Source organism: Streptococcus sp. ZY19097 (assembly GCF_040731245.1).
In the GTDB taxonomy this organism is placed as follows: domain Bacteria; phylum Bacillota; class Bacilli; order Lactobacillales; family Streptococcaceae; genus Streptococcus; species Streptococcus orisratti.
This window is the reverse complement of the sequence record NZ_CP160400.1, coordinates 1,354,941-1,376,217: the sequence shown is the minus strand read 5'-3', so window position 1 is coordinate 1,376,217 and position 21,277 is coordinate 1,354,941. Positions and strand designations below refer to the sequence as shown.

The window sequence follows — 21,277 nt, the reverse complement described above, 5'->3', positions numbered from 1 at the left end:
TTAAGAGAGAATACCCTCTCACACAAATAATATGAGGGGCATCAAATTATTCAACGAATTCAATGATTCTTCCTTTACTACAGGTTTTGATAAGTTCGAAATCATGTGTTACAACGATTATCAATTTTCCTGATTTTGCCATTTCATGTAAATCCTCAACCATACGCTCCATTTGTCTTCTGCAAAGCCCACTTGTTGGCTCATCTAAAATCACAATTGGTTTGTTTGATGCTGTTGCCATGGCTAATAACAAACGTTGCTTTTCTCCTCCTGATAAACTTTGCGGATGCCTTTCCAGCTTATCGCTCAAACAAAACTGGGTGAGCGCATCTTTTTTAGTTTTCTTGTTATCGCTAACAATGGAAATTTCCGTGTCTTTTTCAATCATCATCAATCGCTTCAATTCCACCTACATAAACATTCTAACTATCATATTCTTAATGTACACTTCACACAAAAAATAATTGATGACTATTTAGTTGGACAATACGAATTAAGTCAAGAGCTGATTTTTCAAATTTTCCAAGAAACGAAATGTTTTATTAGTGATAAGATAAGTAAAATTGCTGATGAAATTTTCAATTATAAGATTTCATCCGTAGGGAGTGAACTTTTTTACGAAGTCAAAGCGAAAGAGTGGCTAAGCATAATCATCAATAATTACTATAGTCAACAAAAAGAGAAAAAGATTAACCCTGACGATAATTCAAGCCCTGGATAATGTCAAACATTACATCAATGATCATTTGACCACCACTATCCCCCAAGATTTACTAGCAAAAATCGCTATGATGAGTAAGAAAAAGCTAAAAAATCTATTTAAATTCAAATATAACATGACAATCACTGAGTATATTCAAGAGCAACGCATGAACTTGGCTGAGCATTTGTTAACAACAACGCAATTAGAGATTAAAGAGGTTGCTAATGCTGTCGGTTATAAATCACATAGTCGTTTTTCAAGCCTTTTCAAAAAATATATAGGTGTTTATCCTCATGAATTGAAAAAGCAAACAACTCTTCTTTCAACAAGACTCCCTTGTGACACTTGTTGTAATCCGACTTGTCAATTACAAAATAACAGCTAATTCGTGACAGAGGCTAAACTAAAGGCTGATTTCAAAGTCAAAAATAGGCTCTACAATCTTGTCGAGAACTTCGTAACAAAGATTGTAGAGCCTATTTATAAATTTATCCTTCCATACTCAAATGTATTCTTTTCTTGAGTATGGAAGGAGTAATAATTTCATTTTCTTCCCAATTGATCTGCTATTAGGATTGCCTGTTTGTATTTTTCCGGATCAAACGGTGTATTTTTGTATTCATTTGTCGTCATTGCAACTTCAACAATTTTAGGAACATCTTTTTCTTCTAGTCCCAAATCTTCCAAGGTAACTGGAAGGCCTAGCTTTCTATTAAATTCAGCTACTTGTCTAAGTTCATCCATTTCATCATAATAAGCATGAAGGACTAAGACGCCAAACGAAACCACCACACCGTGCAAATATTCTCCCTGACGAGGGATTGACATCGTGGCGTTATAAAAAGCATGAGCGTGGGCAGAATTGTAATAAAAGTCTGGTTGGTTAACTAGATTTGAGGCATATCCTGTTGAGACAATGATATCAAGGGCGATTTCTTCGACAGCCTTGCTAGCACGATTGCTTTCCACATCTTTCATGGCTTCTTCACCATAACGATAAAAGGCTTCCTTAGATGATAAGGCAATTGCGCGTCCCAAAGTTGCTGTATGTGACAGGACTTTTCCTTTTTTTAGAGCCTCATCTGAGGCGTGTTCAACTTCTGGCGCTTTTGAAATACCATCTGCAATCCCTGCCCAAAAGTATTTGGTTGGTGCTTCCGCAATAATACGAGTATTGATAAAAATATGCAACGGAGCATCTGGATAGCCATATGAGTTGACAGAATGGTCTTCATTGTAAACAACAGCGATAGCTGTTCCTGCTGAACAATTGGAACAAATGGTTGGAAAGGTAAATACAGGCTTATCTAGTGTTTTTGCGACCATTTTAGTTGTATCTAGTGCTCTACCACCACCAAAACCAAAAATAACATCTGCTTTTTGGACATTTTCATCAGCGGCTAACCGCTCAATGGTAGCTAGAGTAGAATTTTTACCATATACTAGACTTGTTAAAATGTCATAGGAAGTACCTTCTAGCACTTGTCGAACTTCCTTCTCAGCACTTGCTAAGGCATTTTCTCCTCCAATAAAAGCAATCTTTTTAAAGTCATACTTTTTGAGAACGTCTGGTAATTCTTTGTATGCATCTACACCATAACTATAATTTGACATAATCGTTGTCGTCATATTAAAACCTCTTTTTCTAAAGTATTATCATTATTATACACCTATTTTGAAAATATATACTATTTTTTTAAAATTAATTTATCAGTACTATTGAAATATTTAGCATTTGTATAACTGCATACAGCTACAAGGATCATCCAAAACTGATGATGTCACTTGCTAGTTATCGGTTTTGGGCTGTAGCTCATTTCATATTAGATTTTGATTTTCTTTGAATAGCTCAAATTATTAAAAACAAAGAGAGCACTCGAATGCAACAAGTGTTCTCCTTCTTTTTTCTATTTGCGTTTTTTCTTAGCTTTCTTAATTTTATTAGCCTGACGCTTCATAGCTTGTTTCATGGCAAATTGTCCGACTTTTCCTTTTAGACCACCACCAAACATTTGGCTCATATCCATATTACCACTCAAAGCAGATAAATCTGGCATACCACCTTGTCCCATCATACCTTCAAGGGCTGACATATCCATGCCATCCATGTTAGGGAGGTTTTTAGGCATATTGTTAGGGTTAATTCCCATTTGGCGCATAGCTTTATCCATATCTCCAGACATAACACCTTGCATCATACTTTTAGCTTGGTTAAAGTCCTTGATGAATTTATTAACCTCAACAAAACTGTTTCCAGAACCTGCAGCGATACGTCGTCGGCGGCTTGGATTAAGTAAATCAGGATTTTCACGCTCTTCAGGAGTCATAGATGATACGATGGCACGCTTGCGGGCGATTTCACGCTCATCAACTTTGAAATTTTTAAGAGCGGGATTGTTAGCCATACCAGGAATCATTTTTAGCAAATCTTCCATCGGTCCCATATTTTGAACTTGATCAAGCTGATCGATGAAATCATTGAAATCAAAGGTGTTTTCACGCATCTTCTCAGCGAGTTCCAGTGATTTTTTCTCATCATATTCCTGCGAAGCTTTTTCGATAAGGGTCAAAAGGTCGCCCATGCCGAGAATACGGCTGGCCATGCGGTCTGGGTGGAATGTTTCGATATCAGTGATTTTTTCGCCAGTACCAGTGAATTTGATTGGTTTACCGGTGATTTCACGAACAGAAAGCGCTGCACCACCACGGGTATCTCCATCAATTTTGGTTAAAATAACCCCAGTGATTTCCAATTGTTTATGGAATTCAGCCGCAACATTAGCGGCTTCCTGACCAATCATGCTATCAATAACAAGAAGAATTTCATTTGGTTGTGCTAGAGCCTTGACATCACGAAGTTCTTCCATGAGTTTTTCATCAATCTGCAAACGACCAGCGGTATCAATCAATACATAGTCGTTGCGATTTTCGCGTGCTTGCGCTAACCCATTTGCCACGATTTCAACAGCCGAGTGGTCAGTTCCCATGTCAAATACTGGAACATTAATCTGCTGACCTAGTGTTTTTAACTGGTCGATGGCTGCGGGACGATAAATATCAGCCGCAATCATCATAGGACGAGCATTTTCTTCCTTAATGAGCTTATTAGCTAATTTTCCTGCAAATGTTGTTTTACCAGCTCCTTGAAGTCCGACCATCATGATGATCGTTGGGATTTTAGGTGATTTTTCAATTTCTGCAGTTTCAGAACCTAAAATCTCCGTCAATTCTTCGTTGACAATTTTAACGATTTGTTGCGTTGGGTCAAGCGTATCAATGATTTCATGCCCGACAGCTCGTTCACGAACACGTTTGATGAAGGTTTTGACAACAGGAAGAGCAACGTCCGCCTCAAGGAGGGCTAAACGAATCTCTTTTGTGACTTCTTGAACGTCTTTTTCAGAGAGTTTTTTCTTACCACGTAAATTTTTGAAAACGCCTTGTAAGCGTTCTGTTAAACTTTCAAATGCCATAATTAAATACCTGAGCGGCTAAGTGCAATCGAAATGAATAAAACGTATCTCTTCACAATTGCCTAGCTTAGGTTCATCTGAACACAGCACTCATTTTTCCTTTCACAATATTTTAGTCATCATTCTCATGTAAAATATCTGCTCTGCTATTTTTAATCGCGATTATCAATACTCATCAGAATGGCGATTTTTTCCTGAAGAAAGTTGTCATCGGGATATTTACCAATGATGTCGTCAAAAATCTCACTCCGCACAATGTAATCCGAATACATGTGTAACTTCATTTCGTAAGCTTCTAAGATTTTTTCAGTCCGTTTAATATTATCATAGACCGCTTGACGGCTGACACCGAATTCTTCCGCAATTTCAGCAAGACTGTAATCATCAGCATAATAAAGCTCGATGTAATTCATCTGCTTATCTGTTAACAAGGCTGCATAAAATTCGAATAAAGCATTCATTCGATTGGTTTTCTCAATTTCCATAAGCTTTATTCTACCATAATCTTACTATTTTTTATAGTCTGAATTAGTATGTTTCTTTGGGAAATATAGGATGCCATGCTGAAAAAGGGGTTGAATATAATTTAACGTAATTAAATTTATGTAAACAACATTCAAAAAGCGCCTCCTTGATTCTTTGTTATTTTACGTAAATATAATTATGTAAAATTCATCGCTTAGTTATTTTCCAAATAAAATTCAAAACGATCTCCGACATACTGGCTGTGAACATACTCAAAAGGTTGACCATTTGTAAAGTAGGAAACTTGTGTCAAAGCCAATACTGCTTGTCCTTTGGGAATTGTTAGGAAGTTAGCTACGCGCTCGCTAGCATTTTTGGCATAAATGGTTTGCTGGCTTTTCCCGATTTCAAAGCCATTGTCTGTTAATGTCTGAAAAAAGTGCTCCGTAATTTCTTCACGTTTAAATTGGCGAATCAATTTCTCAGGAATTGAGGCTACTTCAAATACCAATGGGATTTTATCCGCGAACCGCACGCGCTCCATACGGACAACAAAATCGGTCGGACGCAATTCTAAACGCTTGATTTCATCTTCGCTGGCAAGTTTTTTCTGATAGGAAATCAATTGTGACGATGGTGTTTTACCCTGAGCTCTAACAATTTCAGTAAAACTAGTTGTTCCACGCATTTTTTCCTGTACACGTCGTCCTGAGACATAGGTTCCACTTCCCACTCGACGCTCCAAAATACCTTCATCAACCAAAAGCGTGATTGCTTGACGTAAAGTCATTCGGCTAACTTCATAAACATCCGCCAAATCTCGTTCGCTTGGTAAACGTTGTCCAATCTTCCAAATTCCCTCTTCAATTTCCTTTCGGATGGCATCGTGAATTTTGACATAAGCTGGGATCATTTTGCTCTCCTTAGTTCGTTTCTACGCCTTATTTTATCATATTTCTTAAAAAATAGCAGAGCTGTTTTTTTTAAGAACCTGTATCCACAGTTCAGCACTTTTATCTAAGGCTAGTTTTTGAGCTACTCATTGTTAGTTATTTTTTAATACAGTTAGTATTCTCCTCTCAAAAAACTGCCTTGATTAGCGAAAAACTATCTCTTATCTATAAGTACTTCACTTGTGAATACAGGTTCTTAATTCTCTAATTTGTTATATTATCATAGCTAACGATTTTAGAGGCTGAAATTTCAGGGAAATGAATTGGTTTCATGACCCACTCAGTTTGAGCCTCAGGATATCGACTCACTAGACTAGATGTAAAGGTATTGCCATAAACGGTTATTTCACCAACTTCGGAGGAATGCTGCCCGATGCTTGCACTGTAGGCAATGATATTTCCAGCACTATCACTGTATGGTAAAAATGAATTATTACTGATAGTGATATTAGAACTCAGTTGTTTACTTGGGTTATTTTGACTGTAATTCGCATCTACTTGTTGTAAAATACCACCGTCCCAAATTCCTGAATTGTCTGAAGCATCTATTTGAATAGCCTCCGCGTAATAATCATGTAGGTCGGACCCGATCGGAATTTCTGAAATTTCTGTCAGTTCTGGTGCGTAGCCAATGAATTGATTGCTATCAAAAATCGAATTTTGTAAGCCACCTAAGTCAAATATATGGCTACCTTTTTTCTGAACCATGGTAAAGCTATTGTGTTTTATTTGCCAATTATCGCCATGATTTGCCATTATCATGAACTGATTTCCCTCTGTCAAATTATCAGCAATAAAGTCAATATAGGACATACTAAAATTTTTCACACCTTCTGTTGCTCCTGCTCCTGTCGCAAATCCCAACCAGTATATTCGACCTTGAATATTAAGTTTCGTCTCATTTCCATAAAGCTGAGTATCAGATGGCAATTGTTGATAATCCTTTTCAGGATTAGAACTACCAATATCGAATTTTCCGCTAGGAAAAGCCAGTATAGTTTCTGGATGTGCTCTAGCATAGTCAAAAGCTTGACGTAATGCCTCATTGTTTTGACTGGCAGAATTATCTTGTTTTAAAGCTATTTGATACAAGCTAGTCAGGGCGGATTCTGTAATGTTAGTGATTGTTCTGCCATCCTCCTTAAGACTAACATCATACAAGTAGCCGCCATCATTATTGGCATAATTTGGATGAACTTTATCAATGTGCGCTACTTTCCCTCGAAATTCCACTAGACTATAGCCATCACTATCGGTTTCTGCATTAGATGCAATTTGAATAAGAGTGTTTTTAGAATAGGCAGCTTTTGGCGCATTTTTTAAAAACTTAGCCTTAACAGCCTTGAGTACTTTCCCGTTGTCAAATGTAATCCGATAAGTGTAGAGGTATTTTTTATTAGTCTGCTTAGCAGTAATTGAGGTAATCTCGCCTATCCAATTTTTATATTTTTCAAGTTTATTTGTCTTATCATCGCTAATAATTTGAACTGATTGACCTGTTTTGAAGGTTGCAAGATTGTGTTGGGGAAAAAAAGTATTTTTAATTACTGCGAAACTTCCTGTAACAGCAAATAAGATGAGAACAAAACTAATCATCACTCCTAGAGCTATCAATTCCCCCTTTCGGAAAAGACCTTTTCTTTTTTGGTGCTTACCTCGCATCACGACCTCACTTTCTTGTCCCACTATTTTATCACAAAACTATTTTTCAGACAAAAATAGCATTTTGTTGAAATTGTTGCAGATAAATACTTGACATTTTTTTGAAAAGGTTTACAATGTGGCTGTAAGATAGGCCAAGCTTGTTTTATCTATCGTTCTTAACTTTGGAGAAAACCATTATGAAAGGAAAGATTTTTAGAGCATTATTAAGTGTATTTGCACTTGCTTTCGTATATAAGAATTTTTTCATCTATTAGTGCTATGTTTACTCTAACAGTCGTAATAATTATTGTCACATTGATGTTATTGATTACTCTGATTTCAGTTTTCTGGAATATACGTGGCGTCAGAATCAGTAATTTGAAAAAATCTTTGAGCGAAACTTGATTTTCGAAGAGTACGAATGTGTCTCTATCATTCTGTGATATATTGGAAATTGTTAAAATAGTATCTAAGGTCAGTTTGTGTTAGCGAGCAAATTGACCTTTGTAGTGTCTTGACAATTAGGGAAGACTGTTAACACTAGGCTTTGAATGAATTTACTCAGCTAACTTTACACAGAAAATCTATTCAAAGGAAAGCAAAAAATGCGCCTCAACAACAAGTCGCATTCATTGAAAATTGGATAAACAACTATTCTAAGAAAATATTGGATTGCAGATTTTCAAAGAAGTTTTTGCACATTGGCTAAGTTGCACATGACATTTACCATGCTTTCAAAATGCTGGCTACCTTGGTGTTAATTAAGTCAATGGCAACAACATTACTGACTCCTTCTGGAATAACAATGTCAGCATAACGCTTAGTTGGCTCAATAAATTGATGATACATTGGTTTCACAACATTTATATATTGCTCAATAATGCTATCAAGACTACGGCCTCGTTCAACCATATCGCGCTTAATACGACGAATAATTCTAATATCATCATCAGTATCAACAAATAGTTTAATATCCATGAGATTCCTAAGACGTTCATCCTCCATGACCAATATGCCCTCGATAATAAAAACATCTTGAGGCTCTTGACGATACGTCTTATTGCTCCTTGTGTGCTGAGTGTAATCGTAGATAGGAATATCCACTGGGCGACCAGCAATAAGCTCTTTAAGTTGTTCAATCATAAAATCCGTATCGAAAGCCAGAGGATGGTCATAATTCGTTTTAATTCGTTCTTCAAATGACAAATGACTTTGATCCTTATAATAAGAATCGTGTTCAATCATTGCAATTTTTTCATCAGGAAAATTAGCTAGAATGGCCTGAGAAACACTGGTTTTTCCACCACCAGAACCACCCGTAACACCGATAATAATTGGTTTATTTCGCATTTGTTACTCCAGTTTTAAAAAGTCTTTCTGTTTATTTTACCAAATTTCATGCTATAATAAAAGGAAATAAGCAAAAAGATAAGGAAAACTATGATTTCAACATTTCCAAAGGCTTGGCAGGAAAAAATGGCTAAGCTTGACTTCACACAACTAACCGATATTCAACGTAAGGTATTTGAACCTATTTCCCAAGGGGACAATGTGCTAGGCATTAGTCCTACAGGAACAGGGAAAACTTTAGCCTATCTTCTCCCAAGTCTCCTCAAACTAAAGCCTAAAAAGTCTCAACAGTTGCTAATTCTCGCTCCAAACACTGAGCTAGCTGGCCAAATATTTGAAGTTTCTAAAGAATGGGCAGAGCCATTAGGATTGACTGCTCAGCTATTTCTCTCTGGTTCAAGCCAAAAACGTCAAATTGAGCGTCTCAAAAAAGGACCTGAAATTCTCATTGGAACTCCAGGTCGTGTTTTTGAATTGATTAAATTAAAAAAAATTAAAATGATGGCTATTGATACTATCGTTTTAGATGAGTTTGATGAACTTTTGAGTGAATCGCAATATCATTTTGTTAGTAAAATCATCAACTACGTACCACGTAACCATCAAATGATTTACATGAGTGCGACTAATAAGGTTGACAGTTCTCTACTAGCTGAAAATACACTGAGATTTGACTTGTCTGGTTCAGCACTTGATACAATTAGTCATTATTATATCACAATTGACAAACGTAACCGAGTTGAACTCTTGCGTAAATTAGCTAATATTCCAGGTTTTCGAGGTCTTGTTTTTTTTAATAACCTTTCTGATTTAGGAGCCAGTGAAGAACGTCTGCAATTCAATCACACATCTGCTATTTCGTTGGCCAGTGACGTTAATGTAAAATTCCGAAAGATTATTTTAGAAAAATTTAAAAACCATGAATTAGCTTTACTATTAGCAACTGACCTCGTTGCACGAGGAATCGATATCGATAACCTAGAATATGTTATCAACTTTGATATTGCACGAGATATTGAAACTTACACTCATAGAGCTGGACGTACTGGACGTATGGGCAAGGCTGGTGCGGTTATCACTTTTGTTGCTCATCCAGAAGATCTCAAAAAATTGAAGAAATTTGCAAATGTTTCAGAAATTTTTGTAAAAAATCAACAATTGTATATAAAATAGAGAGTTGCAGATCAACTCTCTATTTATATTATCTAAAGGAAAATCAAACCATTATTTAGATTTAATATAATTAACACCGTCAGCCTTTGGTGCCACAGCTTGTCCAAAGAATACCGCAAGTACAACGACTGTTAACACGTACGGTGCAATTTGTAAATAGACTTTGGGAATAGAAGCTAAAAGTGGTAATTGTCCACCAATGACAGCTAAAGACTGCGATAGCCCAAAGAATAGACTAGCTAACATGGCACCGATTGGATTCCATTTACCAAAAATCATAGCTGCAAGAGCAATAAATCCAGGTCCAAGTATAGTTGTTACAGCAAAGTTAACCGAGATAGACTGAGCATAGATAGCACCACCCATACCACCAAGGAAACCTGAAATCATGACACCTAGGTAACGCATTAAATAAACGTTAATCCCAAGTGTATCCGCTGCTTGTGGATGTTCCCCGACCGAACGCAGACGAAGTCCAAAGCGTGTCTTAAAAAGGACAAACCAAGAGACAAAGGCTACTAAAATAGCGATATAGCCAAGAATACTCGTGTTTTTAAAGAAAATTTGCCCAATGATAGGAATATCTGACAAAAGTGGAAAATTAAATTTTCCGAAAGACTCTTGAATATTATCTGTCTGCCCTTTATTATACAAAACTTTTGTCAGAAATACAGCGAGCGATGGAGCCATTAAGTTAAGCACCGTTCCACTGATGACATGATCTGCACGGAAATTAATCGTTGCTGCAGCATGAATAATAGAAAATAAAATTCCGACAATTCCACCAACCAGTACAGCCAACCAAGGCGTTGCTTTTCCAAATGTTGATGCAAATTCTAGATTGAAAACAACTCCTGAAAAAGCTCCCATAACCATAATTCCCTCCAAACCGACATTAACAATGCCGCCTCGTTCGGAGAAGGTTCCGCCGATACTTGTAAAGATAAGTGGTGTTGCGTAAATCAACATGGATGAGACCATCAGCGCTAAAATCGTTGTTAAACTCATCTTATTTACCACCTTTCTCTTGTTTTCTTGGTTTTAAGAAATGCTCAATAATGTAGTGAATACCAACAAAGAAGATAATTGAAGCAGTCACAACCTTAATCAGTTCAGGCGGAATTCCTGCAATGTTCATCCCTGGTGCACCAATACTCAAAACAGCAAATAAGAAGGCTGCAAATAGAATACCAATTGGATTATTAGCTGCAAGCAAGCTGACCGCCATACCGTCAAAACCTATTGAAATAGAACTTGATTGAACAAAGACATTTTGGAAAGTTCCGAGTCCTTCAACGACACCCCCAAGACCCGCAAAGGCACCAGAGATAATCATTGACAAGATGATGGTGCGCTTAGCAGACATTCCTGCATACTCACTAGCATGTGGATTCAAACCAACTGAGCGAATTTCAAATCCAAGTGTTGTTTTATTAAGCAAGAACCAGATAATCGCTACACCAATGAAAGCTATGAAAATACCAATATTAATCCGAGAATTATTTGTCAGAGCTGATAACCATTCCGTTTGGTAAGAAGCATTTGCACCAACATAAATACTAGAATCTGTAGTACGCATGATATTCTTAGAAAAGAGATTTTGAATGACTGCGTTACCAGAGTAAAGAATAATATAGTTCATCATAATAGTTACAATGACTTCACTGGTCCCAAGATAAGCACGAAGAACTCCTGGAATCGCACCAGCAATTCCTCCAGCAAGAGCAGCAATTACAATCGTACATAAAATCATCAAGGGACGTGGCATGTCTGGCTGTGACAATGCAAACCAACCAGCAGCAATCCAACCTGCCAAAGCTTGACCTGGTAAACCAACATTAAAGAAACCTGCACGGCTGGCAACAGAGAAACCAAGAGCCACTAAGATTAGAGGTGCCATAGCACGAAAAATTTCACCGATATTCTTGATATTCCCAAAAGCTGTTTGAAACAATCCTTCATAGCCCCAAATTGGATCATATCCAAAAATGAGCATGATGATAGCTCCTAACACGATTCCTAGTAAAACTGAAATTAGAGGAACCGCAATTTGTTGTGTTCGTTTAGACATTACTCTCCTCCTTTTTCAATTTTTCCACCAGCCATCAAAATACCAAGTTCTTGTTTATTTGTTTCAGCTGGTGTTACGATGCCTTGAATTTTACCATCGTGAATAACAGCAATACGGTCGGACAAGTTTAAGATTTCGTCAAGTTCAAAACTGACTACCAAAACAGCCTTTCCTCTATCACGTTCTTCAATGAGACGCTTGTGAATATACTCGATTGCTCCCACATCAAGCCCGCGCGTTGGCTGACTAACGATAAGTAAATCAGGGTCACGATCGATTTCACGAGCGATAATCGCTTTTTGTTGATTACCACCTGAAAAACCTTTAGCAAGAACAAATTCACCAGCTCCGCGTACGTCAAATTCTTTCATCAATTTACGAGCATACTCATTGATATGGGAAAAGTTCAAAATTCCATTTTTGCTCATAGGTTCTTTGTAGTAAGTCTGAAGAGCTAAATTTTCAGCCATGGTCATTTCTAAAACCAATCCATCGCGATGGCGGTCTTCAGGGACATGCCCAACACTCAATTCTGTAATTTTACGGCTTGAAAGTTTCGTGACATCTTGTCCTTTAATCGTAATAGAACCAGCTTTGACTTTTCGAAGTCCTGTAATGGCCTGTACAAGCTCACTCTGACCATTACCATCAATTCCAGCTATCCCAACAATTTCTCCCCCTCTGACCTCCAGAGAAAGATTTTTAACAGCTGGAATACCACGATTCTCATTAACAATCAAATCCTTAATGGAGAGAACAACATCTTTTGGTTTCGATGCTTCTTTATCTGTAGTAAAGGAAACGGAGTGTCCGACCATCATTTCTGCTAGTTCTTGTGATGTTGCTCCTGCTACATCTACTGTCTCAATACTCTTACCACGACGGATAACGGTAACGCGATCTGCAACAGCACGTATCTCGTCTAATTTGTGAGTAATCAAAATAATAGATTTCCCTTCTTTGACAAGATGCTTCATAATTTCCATCAGTTCATGAATTTCAGATGGTGTTAAAACAGCAGTCGGTTCATCAAAAATTAAAATATCTGCCCCACGGTAGAGAGTTTTTAAGATTTCAGCACGTTGTTGAGCTCCAACAGAGATATCCGCCACCTTAGCGTCAGGGTCAACCGCAAGACCATATTTGTGAGACAAGTCGAGGATGTCCTGAGAAGCTTTTTTTAAATCAAGAACACCTTTTTTGACAACTTCATTTCCCAGAATAATATTTTCTGCAACCGTAAAGGCTTCCACAAGCATAAAATGCTGGTGCACCATACCAATTCCAAGTTGTGACGATTTGGAAGGTGAGTCAATTTTAACTACTTGTCCATTGATCACAATTTCACCACTGGTTGGCTCTAAAAGCCCCGCCAACATATTCATCAATGTTGACTTACCAGCACCATTTTCACCAAGCAAGGCGTGAATTTCACCTTTACGAACAGTCAAATTAATGTGATCATTCGCAACGAAATCACCAAACTTTTTGGTAATTTCCTTCATTTCAATGACATTTTGTGTCATGTGGTTCTCCCTTTCAGAAAAAATCTTTATAATTCAGTAAAACTCATCATCCTTGATGAGTTTTACTGAGGTATAAAAACCCCAGCCCCAAAAAAGAGACAACCGATTAAGGTCGCCCTTTTAAAGATTATTTTTCAGGAACCTTAAGATCGCCTGAGATGATTTTTTCTTTTGCTTCTTTGATAGCGGCAACAGCATCATCTGATAGATTAGTTGTAGCAATATCTACCCCCTTATCTTTCAGACCATAAGTTGTTATCTCGCCACCTGGGAATTTACCTTTAGCAGTTTTATTTGAGATAAGTTGTACTGCTTTACCAACTTCTTTAATTGTTGAAGCTAAAACAAAGTTTGATTTTTTTCCATCTTTAGAAGTATAATTTCCTTCAGCAGATTGGTCACGGTCAACACCGATTACCCAAACTTTATCAGATTCGTTACGAGATTCATTTTCTGATTTAGCTTCTGAAAAGACACCTGCACCAGTTCCGCCTGCAACTTGGTAGATAATATCGGCACCAGCAGCATATTGTGTAGCAGCAATCGTTTTACCTTTAGCAGCATCACCAAACGAACCAGCATAATCCACTTTCACTTTAATTGAATCATCTACTGACTTAACCCCAGCTTCAAATCCAGCACGGAAACGTGTAATAACTTCTGATTCCATACCACCAACAAAACCTACAATTTTTGTTTTTGTTGACTTAGCTGCTGCAATACCAGCAAGGTAGCCAGATTCATTATCCGCAAATGTCACGCTGGCAACATTATCCTTACCGCTGATTGTATCATCAATAATGACATAATTAGTATCAGCATTATCACCTGCTGCTTTTTCTACAGCATCATGAAGAGCAAAACCGATACCAAAGACTAATTTGTAGCCACTTGAAACAGCTGTATCAAGGTTAGTTGCATAATCTGATTCGCTTGTTGATTGGAAGTAATCAAACCCTTGGCCTTTTGAGAGACCATTTTCTTTCCCCCAAGCTTGAAGTCCTTCCCAAGCTGACTGGTTAAATGATTTATCATCAACACCACCAGTATCAGTAACCATAGCTACTTTCAAATCAGTTTTAGCATTGCTACTGTCTGATTTAGATGCTCCACGGTTTCCACATGCTGCAAGTCCAAGAACTGCAACTGAAGCCAAACCGAATCCAACAATTTTCTTGTTCATGTAACTGAACCCTCCTAAAAAACTTATCGCAACTAAGTTGCAAAAAAATATTTATCAAGCCTTATGGCTAAAATAACAAATTAATAATCCTCACAAAATTAGTTCAAATTTGTAAAAGAATAGGGAAGTAAATCCTGGACTGTCGTCACTAGTGTCTTGCCACTTTTTGAAATCAAGGTAACTTGAGCACTGGGTTCGAAAAACTCAGCCATCACTTGACGGCAAGCCCCACAAGGTGAAATAGGCTCCTCACTCGTTCCATAAATGGCAATTTCGTCAAATTCTGTGAATCCTTCAGAGACTGCTTTAAAAATAGCTGTTCGCTCTCCACAGTTTGTCAAACCAAAACTAGCATTCTCAATATTGCAACCAGTAAATACCTTACCTTCCTTAGTTCTAACTGCAGCGCCAATAGGAAAATGCGAATAAGGAACATAGGCTTTTTGACTGGCTTTTATAGCCAAGTCTACGAGATTAGTATCCGCCATCAGCAACTTCTCCCGAAACTATTGCAACACCAGCTGAAGTTCCGATACGAGTAGCACCTGCTTTAATAAAAGCCTGAGCATCTGCAAAAGAGCGTGCTCCACCAGCCGCCTTGACACCAATATTTGGTCCGACAGTTTGACGCATCAAAGTCACATCCGCAACAGTCGCACCGTGTGTAGAAAAACCAGTTGATGTCTTAACATAATCAGCACCAGCAGCAACAGACAACTGGCATGCTTTTACTTTTTCCTGTTCTGTCAACAGACATGCCTCAATGATGACTTTTACTAACTTTTCCCCGCTGGCTTCAACAACAGCACGAATATCATCTTCAACTAGTTGGTAATCACCAGATTTTAAAGCACCAATATTGATAACCATATCAATCTCATCAGCACCATTTGCAACAGCATTTTTTGTTTCGAATGCCTTTGTTGCACTTGTGTTTGCTCCTAAAGGAAAACCAATCACTGTACAAACATTAACATCTGAATCTTTAAGTGCCTTGGCTGAATGAGCTACCCAAGTAGGATTGACACAAACACTGGCGAACCCATATTCAACGGCCTCTGCAATAAGTTTATCAATTTGTTCCTGAGTACTGTCAGGCTTTAACAAGGTATGATCGATGTATTTATTTAGCATCTCATCATATCTCCTCTCTATGAAATAATTCTTATAATTTCTTTTGGCGTCACTTGCGTTCTACCTATTTTAACATTTTTTTGAAATTCTGTAAGTAATTTTGTCTCTAAAACTTCCTCTGAATAGACCTTGGCTACGAGTTCTCCTATCTGAACAGAATCACCAATTTTCTTTTCAAAGACAATACCTGTTTCGTAATCAAGTTTATCCGACTTAACTGCTCGTCCAGCACCCAACCTCATTGCAAAAAGCCCAAATTCCAAGGCTGGTAAAGCTTCGATATAGCCTTCAGCTTCTGCTCTAATTTCTGTAATAACTTTTGCTGCCGATGGTCTGTACAAATCTTCTAGATTTCCTCCCTGCGCAGATACCATAGCCTCAAATTTCTTTAACGTCTCACCATTGACTAAATGTTCATGAATAACATCTAAGGAGCACTTAACTCCAGCTAATCTTAGCATAATTTGCGCCAATTCGCAGATGAAGTGTGTAACATCGGTACGACCTTGTCCCTGCATGATTTGAAGAGCTTCAAGGACTTCCAGACGATTGCCTATGGCTTGTCCCAAAGGTTGACTCATGTCAGTAATGACTGCAATGGTTTTACGGCCAACCTCATTTCCAAGTGCAACCATGGTTTCTGAAAGTTTTACAGCGTCATCTATGGTTTTCATAAAGGCACCATCTCCCACGGTTACATCTAAAAGGATCCTATCTGCACCTGCTGCTATTTTCTTACTCATGACTGAGCTGGCGATTAAAGGAATAATATCGACTGTTGCCGTAACATCTCTAAGGGCATAAAGCATCTTGTCAGCCTTAACCAATTTATCAGACTGACCGATCACTGACACACCTATTTCTTGTACTTGCTTGATAAAATCCTCTTGATTGCGTTCGACTTGGAAGCCTTTGATAGCTTCCAATTTGTCCAAGGTTCCGCCAGTGTGGCCCAAACCTCTTCCGCTCATTTTTGCAACTGGAACACCAAAACTAGCTACCAGAGGTGCCAAAATCAGCGTGACCTTGTCACCTACACCACCAGTCGAATGTTTATCCGTCTTAATTCCAGCAATGGCTGATAAATCAATCTGCTCTCCTGTGCCAACCATCGTCATTGTCAAATCTCGCGTTTCACGCATGGTCATGCCCTTAAAATAAACGGCCATTGCAAAAGCTGACATTTGATAATCAGGAACGGTTCCAGCAACATAACTCTCAATCAACCATTTAATCTCTTCAGTGCTGAGTTCCTCTCCCTCACGTTTTTTTTGAATTAAATCAACTGCTCTCATTCTTTCACGCTTCTAAGGATATAATATCCTTTATCTTTCTTAACTACCTCAACATTGCCAAAAACTTCTTCCATCTTAGCTTTAGCACTAGGTGCCCCTTGCTTTTTCTGAATAACAATGGTTAAATCACCATCTTCCAAAAGATGATTTTTACTTTCTTCAATGATTGTATGAACCACCTGCTTTCCCGCTCTAATTGGAGGGTTGCTAATCACATGGTCAAAGTAACCAGACACCGACTCGTAAATATTTGACGAAAGAATCACCGCTTCAACATCATTTTTTTCGGCATTCTGTTTCGCTAAATCTAGCGCCCTATTATTAATATCCACCATTGTTGCTTTAACACCTTGTACTTTAGCAAGTGCAAGGCCTAATGGACCGTAGCCACAGCCGACATCTAATAAGGTGTCCCCTTCGCTGAAATGAAGATTGTTCAAAAGCAATTGACTTCCAAAATCGATCATCTTTTTAGAAAAAACACCGGAATCCGTCAAAAAACTGAATTTATCACCTAAAAGTGTTACCTTAAGTTCGTGAATATCATGAGCACTGTCAGGATTCTCTGCATAATACATTTTAGCCATGAATTCTCCTATTCTTTTTTAGGATGCTTTAACATTCTAACACAGTTTGTAATGGTTTACAAGTTGTGAAAAATCATACAAACAGCTTGGAACATTCGGTTTATACGAACATTCGATAATTTTTAAAATATAGCGTCACCTCATAAAATCGCATCGTTCGACCTTTCAAATTATTTCAAACAAATAACTTAAAAATGTTATCCAAAAAAATTTCTACATTTTTATGAAAGTGCTATAATAATAACATCAGCCATAAGAGGAGTGCTTAATGACAACTGAATTCATCAATTTTGACAAAATTTCTCGCCAATCTTGGCAGGAATTGCATCAAAAATCACAACCATTACTCACAGAAGAAGAGTTGGATTCTATCAAAAGTTTAAACGATAGCATCAATATCCAAGATGTTATTGATGTTTACTTACCCCTTATTAGCCTTATTCAGATTTATAAAAACAATCAAGAAAATCTTTCCTTTGCCAAAAGCATTTTCTTGAAAAAAGATGTCAGCAATCGTCCCTTCATTATCGGTATTTCTGGATCTGTTGCCGTTGGAAAGTCAACAACAAGCCGACTACTTCAACTCCTACTTTCTCGAACTTTTAAAAGCAGTACTGTTGAAATGGTGACTACAGACGGCTTTCTTTATCCAAATCAAACATTGATTGAGCAAGGGATATTAGATCGAAAAGGTTTTCCTGAATCCTATGATATGGAGAATCTTTTGAACTTCCTTGATACTATTAAGAACGGTGAATCTGCTCAAATTCCAGTTTATTCACATGAAATTTATGATATTGTTCCAAATAAGAGACAAACAATTAAGACACCTGACTTTTTAATCCTTGAAGGTATTAACGTTTTTCAAAATCAGCAAAACAATCGTCTTTACATGAATGATTACTTTGACTTTTCTATCTACATTGATGCAGACAGTGACAATATTGAAAAATGGTATTTGGAACGCTTTGAAAGTCTGTTAGAACTTGCAGAAACAGATCCAACAAACTACTATAATCGTTTTACAAGTATGAAAAGAAAAGAAGCTCTGCTATTAGCCAAAGATATCTGGAAAACTATCAATCTGGTTAATTTGGAAAATTACATTGAACCCACACGCAACCGAGCTGAACTTATTTTACATAAATCTAAGAACCACAAAATTGATGAAATTTATCTGAAAAAGTGATAAAGGCTTGCCAAAATTAAATAATTCCTATATAATGATATAGTTAGATTAATTTGGAGGTGAAAACATTGGCAAATATTAAATCAGCTATCAAACGCGCTGAACTCAACGTTAAACAAAACGAAAAAAATTCAGCACAAAAATCAGCTATGCGTACTGCAATCAAAGCTTTTGAAGCTAACCCAACTGAAGAGCTTTTCCGCGCTGCTTCTTCAAGCATCGATAAAGCCGAAACTAAAGGTTTGATTCATAAAAATAAAGCAAGCCGCGATAAAGCACGTCTTGCTGCAAAATTGGCTAACTAATATCCAATGAAAACTCCAAACGGAGTTTTTTCTTTTGCTTCAATTTATCGCCTTACAGATACTATAGAACCTAATACTCAATGAAAATCAAAAGTAGCCTAGGAAACGAAGCCGACGATAGAACTTGAGTTCATCAAAGCAAGTTGACAACGGATAATTTTGATTTTCAAAGAGTATAAAAAAGAAGTTTGGGAAGTATATTTTGTCCCAAGCTTCTTTTTATAATTTTACCTCAAATATAGTTCCCTTAGGAGTATTATCCTTAACAACAATCGTCCCTTTTAATGAGTGAACAATTTGCTGAGCCAGTGATAACCCTAGACCAAATCCTCCACTCTGGCGTGTCCTCGCCTTATCAACGCGGTAAAAACGATCGAAAATTTTCTTTTTATCTTCATTTGCAATGCCAGGACCATTATCAGCAACTTGTAAAATCAATTGCTTATCCGTTGTTTTAACAGTAAAAATAATTTCACCATCGTCCCCTGTATATTTGATAGCATTATCAAATAGAATAGTCATCAGTTGTTTTAGTAGCGTCTTATCAGATTTAAAGGTTCGATTAGTTTGATTTTTTCCAATAAATGTTTTTCCACTATCCTCAGCAATCATATTATAATTTTCAAAAATATCATCAATGAAATTTGGAACAATATCTTCAATTTCTGGATTTAGACCATCATCACGCCTAGCAAGATTTAAAAGATTCGTTGTTAGCAAGCGCATATTCCGAACCTCGTCTAAACTTGCTGCAATGCTCTCGCTGTTGTCTAAAATGGTTGAATTTGGCTTTCTAAACAAACTTTCTAAACGATTTTGCAAAACAGCCAATGGTGTCCTTAATTCGTGACTAGCATTTTCGACAAAGGATTTTTGTTTTTCATAACTTTCTAAAATCGGTTTTCGAGACCATTTTGCTAGATAAACGCTAGCGGCAACTGAAATAATCCAAAACACTACCATTACGCTAATCGTAATAGTGATAAAACGATCATTTGCCTCATCTAATTGGCTTACATTAACAAGAAATGTGGCATATTTTACACTGGGGTAGTCACTACTACTTACCTTAATTGTCACATAATGAAATTTTTCTTTCTGTCCAAAACTTGTCTGAAGTTGGCCATCAACAATCTCATTTAATTTACTGGTATCCAAAGAAACAGTCCCAAATTGCGCGTAAGCATCGACAGTGTTTAAAAGATTGCCTTCTTTGTCATAAAGTAAAACATCAATATTACTAACCTTATAGTTAGGTTTCTTACCGGGATCGAATTTAAAAGTTATGCCATCTCCATCCGTTTCAACCGAAAAGATACGTGCCAAAGCCATATTAACATAAGATTCATATGAATTCACTGCTTCTTGTAAACGTGTATCAACCGACGAATAAACCCCATAACGCATAATTTGCAGAATAATGGTAGTCATAATGACAAAAATACTTGTAAATACAGCAAAGAAATGAAAGAAATGGGTAAATGTTTCAGAAGCTAAACGCTTTCTCAATCTATTCAGCATTTTTTAAAATATACCCCACGCTGCGCAAGGTTTGCAGATTTGAAACAAAACCTGTTCCTTTAAGTTTCTTACGAATTTTTGACACATATACCTCAACAACTGAAATTGTTGTATCACTGTCAAAGCCCCATATTCTATCGAAAATTTGTGACTTAGGTAAAATAACATTTTGATTTTGTAAAAAATAGACCAATAAATCAAATTCTTTACCCAATAATTCAACTTCTTCTCCATTTACTGTGGTTGTATTTGTAGACGTATCAACTACTAAATCCCCATATTGAAGAAAATTGTCATTAATCTTACCAGAACGTTTAAGAAGGGCTTGGATGCGCATTTTTAATTCTTCTAAGTAAAAAGGTTTGGTCAAATAATCATCCGCACCGAGTTCAAATCCATGACCTTTATCATCTAGACCTTCTTTGGCTGTCATAATGAGAACTGGCGTTGACACACCTTTTTCTCTCAGTTCCTTCAGAACTTGAAAGCCATCCTTTTCTGGCAACATCAAATCTAAAAGAATAATATCGTAAACGCCACTCTCCGCCTCGTAAAGTCCCTCATCACCATCAAAGACTTGCATGACGTCTGCGAAGTCGTCTAAAAAATCAAAGACAGAATTGGATAAATTTAAATCATCTTCAACTAATAAAATCTTTATCATACCTTTACTCCTTTTTTACCTATTATAACATGACTTTTAAG

21 protein-coding genes are annotated in these 21,277 nt (G+C 37.1%); 4 read left to right on the top strand and 17 right to left on the bottom strand.

The window, feature by feature from the left end; translation table 11 throughout:
• Window positions 1–46: 46 nt before the first annotated feature.
• The gene (locus tag ABZ559_RS07040) at window positions 47–391 is read right to left on the bottom strand and encodes an ATP-binding cassette domain-containing protein (protein WP_018375503.1); all 345 of its coding nucleotides are present in this window, start codon (window positions 389–391) and stop codon (window positions 47–49) included.
• A 397-nt stretch (window positions 392–788) separates the two neighbouring features.
• Between ABZ559_RS07040 and ABZ559_RS07035 the strand changes: the two genes are divergently transcribed.
• On the top strand, window positions 789–1,088 hold the full coding sequence (locus tag ABZ559_RS07035) for a helix-turn-helix transcriptional regulator (RefSeq protein WP_367005683.1): 300 nt from the start codon (window positions 789–791) through the stop codon (window positions 1,086–1,088).
• Window positions 1,089–1,246: 158 nt separating this feature from the next.
• Here ABZ559_RS07035 and ABZ559_RS07030 read toward each other — a convergent pair whose 3' ends face one another.
• From ABZ559_RS07030 to udk, 6 genes are all read right to left on the bottom strand, one after another.
• Window positions 1,247–2,332, bottom strand: a complete 1,086-nt coding sequence (locus ABZ559_RS07030) for an iron-containing alcohol dehydrogenase family protein (RefSeq protein ID WP_367005682.1) — start codon at window positions 2,330–2,332, stop codon at window positions 1,247–1,249.
• A gap of 278 nt (window positions 2,333–2,610) precedes the next feature.
• Window positions 2,611–4,176, bottom strand: a complete 1,566-nt coding sequence (gene ffh, locus ABZ559_RS07025) for a signal recognition particle protein (RefSeq protein WP_273402919.1) — start codon at window positions 4,174–4,176, stop codon at window positions 2,611–2,613.
• Window positions 4,177–4,328: 152 nt separating this feature from the next.
• Window positions 4,329–4,661 (bottom strand): putative DNA-binding protein, encoded by a 333-nt coding sequence (locus ABZ559_RS07020; RefSeq protein ID WP_018375500.1) that lies wholly within the window; start codon window positions 4,659–4,661, stop codon window positions 4,329–4,331.
• A 194-nt stretch (window positions 4,662–4,855) separates the two neighbouring features.
• Window positions 4,856–5,554, bottom strand: coding sequence for a GntR family transcriptional regulator (locus tag ABZ559_RS07015; RefSeq protein ID WP_273402914.1), 699 nt, complete (start codon window positions 5,552–5,554; stop codon window positions 4,856–4,858).
• A gap of 244 nt (window positions 5,555–5,798) precedes the next feature.
• The gene (locus ABZ559_RS07010) at window positions 5,799–7,256 is read right to left on the bottom strand and encodes an HlyD family secretion protein (RefSeq protein WP_367005681.1); all 1,458 of its coding nucleotides are present in this window, start codon (window positions 7,254–7,256) and stop codon (window positions 5,799–5,801) included.
• 705 nt (window positions 7,257–7,961) lie between these two features.
• Window positions 7,962–8,588, bottom strand: coding sequence for a uridine kinase (udk, locus tag ABZ559_RS07005; RefSeq protein WP_018375420.1), 627 nt, complete (start codon window positions 8,586–8,588; stop codon window positions 7,962–7,964).
• 90 nt (window positions 8,589–8,678) lie between these two features.
• On the opposite strand from udk, the gene ABZ559_RS07000 reads away from it, so the two are divergent.
• Window positions 8,679–9,761 (top strand): DEAD/DEAH box helicase, encoded by a 1,083-nt coding sequence (locus ABZ559_RS07000; RefSeq protein WP_273413429.1) that lies wholly within the window; start codon window positions 8,679–8,681, stop codon window positions 9,759–9,761.
• A 51-nt stretch (window positions 9,762–9,812) separates the two neighbouring features.
• Here ABZ559_RS07000 and ABZ559_RS06995 read toward each other — a convergent pair whose 3' ends face one another.
• The 8 genes from ABZ559_RS06995 to ABZ559_RS06960 form a co-directional block, all read right to left on the bottom strand.
• Window positions 9,813–10,769, bottom strand: a complete 957-nt coding sequence (locus ABZ559_RS06995) for an ABC transporter permease (protein ID WP_273413431.1) — start codon at window positions 10,767–10,769, stop codon at window positions 9,813–9,815.
• A gap of 1 nt (window position 10,770) precedes the next feature.
• Window positions 10,771–11,832, bottom strand: coding sequence for an ABC transporter permease (locus ABZ559_RS06990; RefSeq protein ID WP_367005679.1), 1,062 nt, complete (start codon window positions 11,830–11,832; stop codon window positions 10,771–10,773).
• Complete coding sequence (locus tag ABZ559_RS06985) at window positions 11,832–13,358, bottom strand: ABC transporter ATP-binding protein (RefSeq protein ID WP_321058226.1); 1,527 nt, start codon at window positions 13,356–13,358, stop codon at window positions 11,832–11,834. The genes ABZ559_RS06990 and ABZ559_RS06985 overlap by 1 nt, the downstream gene beginning before the upstream one ends.
• 127 nt (window positions 13,359–13,485) lie before the next feature.
• Complete coding sequence (locus tag ABZ559_RS06980) at window positions 13,486–14,541, bottom strand: BMP family protein (protein ID WP_018375415.1); 1,056 nt, start codon at window positions 14,539–14,541, stop codon at window positions 13,486–13,488.
• 98 nt (window positions 14,542–14,639) lie between these two features.
• The gene (locus ABZ559_RS06975; RefSeq protein ID WP_018375414.1) at window positions 14,640–15,029 is read right to left on the bottom strand and encodes a cytidine deaminase; all 390 of its coding nucleotides are present in this window, start codon (window positions 15,027–15,029) and stop codon (window positions 14,640–14,642) included.
• On the bottom strand, window positions 15,016–15,675 hold the full coding sequence (gene deoC / locus ABZ559_RS06970) for a deoxyribose-phosphate aldolase (protein WP_018375413.1): 660 nt from the start codon (window positions 15,673–15,675) through the stop codon (window positions 15,016–15,018). The genes ABZ559_RS06975 and deoC overlap by 14 nt, the downstream gene beginning before the upstream one ends.
• Window positions 15,676–15,692: 17 nt before the next feature.
• Window positions 15,693–16,970, bottom strand: coding sequence for a pyrimidine-nucleoside phosphorylase (locus ABZ559_RS06965; RefSeq protein ID WP_367005678.1), 1,278 nt, complete (start codon window positions 16,968–16,970; stop codon window positions 15,693–15,695).
• The gene (locus ABZ559_RS06960; RefSeq protein ID WP_367005677.1) at window positions 16,967–17,557 is read right to left on the bottom strand and encodes a class I SAM-dependent methyltransferase; all 591 of its coding nucleotides are present in this window, start codon (window positions 17,555–17,557) and stop codon (window positions 16,967–16,969) included. The genes ABZ559_RS06965 and ABZ559_RS06960 overlap by 4 nt, the downstream gene beginning before the upstream one ends.
• Window positions 17,558–17,825: 268 nt before the next feature.
• Between ABZ559_RS06960 and coaA the strand changes: the two genes are divergently transcribed.
• Complete coding sequence (gene coaA / locus ABZ559_RS06955) at window positions 17,826–18,746, top strand: type I pantothenate kinase (protein ID WP_018375410.1); 921 nt, start codon at window positions 17,826–17,828, stop codon at window positions 18,744–18,746.
• Between the two features lie 53 nt (window positions 18,747–18,799).
• Entirely contained in the window at window positions 18,800–19,051 is a 252-nt protein-coding gene (rpsT, locus tag ABZ559_RS06950; protein ID WP_074486519.1) for a 30S ribosomal protein S20, read from the top strand.
• A 219-nt stretch (window positions 19,052–19,270) separates the two neighbouring features.
• On the opposite strand, the gene ABZ559_RS06945 is transcribed toward rpsT, so the two are convergent.
• The gene (locus tag ABZ559_RS06945) at window positions 19,271–20,572 is read right to left on the bottom strand and encodes a HAMP domain-containing sensor histidine kinase (RefSeq protein WP_367005676.1); all 1,302 of its coding nucleotides are present in this window, start codon (window positions 20,570–20,572) and stop codon (window positions 19,271–19,273) included.
• Window positions 20,562–21,236 carry a response regulator transcription factor gene (locus ABZ559_RS06940; protein ID WP_018375408.1) on the bottom strand — a complete coding sequence of 225 codons (675 nt, stop codon included), beginning with the start codon at window positions 21,234–21,236 and terminating at the stop codon, window positions 20,562–20,564. Before ABZ559_RS06940 ends, ABZ559_RS06945 begins: the two co-directional genes overlap by 11 nt.
• Between the last annotated feature and the right edge of the window lie 41 nt (window positions 21,237–21,277).